This window comes from Halomonas sp. 3A7M, from assembly GCF_014897875.1.
Classification (GTDB): Bacteria; Pseudomonadota; Gammaproteobacteria; order Pseudomonadales; family Halomonadaceae; genus Vreelandella.
The window spans coordinates 1-520 of sequence record NZ_JABUZD010000117.1; the positions used below are offsets into that span (position 1 = coordinate 1).

Here is a 520-nt window from a genome sequence, read left to right on the forward strand (position 1 = left end):
CCTGCTATCGAAAAACGCCTCACCATCGGTCACTGGGAAGGCGACACGGTGCTTTATGGGCACAAGCAAGCGGGGATAGTGACGTTGGTAGAGCGACGAAGTGGCTACTTGTTAGCGGCACGTCTGCCAAAGGTAACGGCAGACCTAACGCAGAGAGCCATGGTTCGTTTACTTAAGCCTCGTCGGGGCGCGGTGAAGACGATCACGCTAGACAATGGCTCGGAGTTTGCAGACCACGAGACGGTCGCAAAAGCGGTTAGCGCCTCCGTGTATTTCTGTGATCCTTACTGCTCAGGCCAGCGTGGGACAAACGAGAACACCAACGGCCTGATCAGACAGTATTTTCCGAAAGGTACAGACTTCCGGAAGGTGACTAATGCAGAGCTGCGACGCGTTGTTCACAAACTGAACGATAGACCCAGAAAGCGGCTGGGATACCGAACTCCAGCCCAGGTGTTTTTAGGAGAATATTCAGGAGCACTAGAAACCGCAGGTGCTGCACTTATTAGTTGAATTCAGG

At 53.3% G+C, this 520-nt stretch carries 1 protein-coding gene; it reads left to right on the forward strand.

Going from position 1 to position 520, the window contains the following annotated elements; all coding sequences use genetic code 11:
• Positions 1-513 (forward strand): IS30 family transposase (locus INT19_RS10890; protein ID WP_193060741.1); only part of this gene is annotated, 513 nt, incomplete at its 5' end.
• Between the last annotated feature and the right edge of the window lie 7 nt (positions 514-520).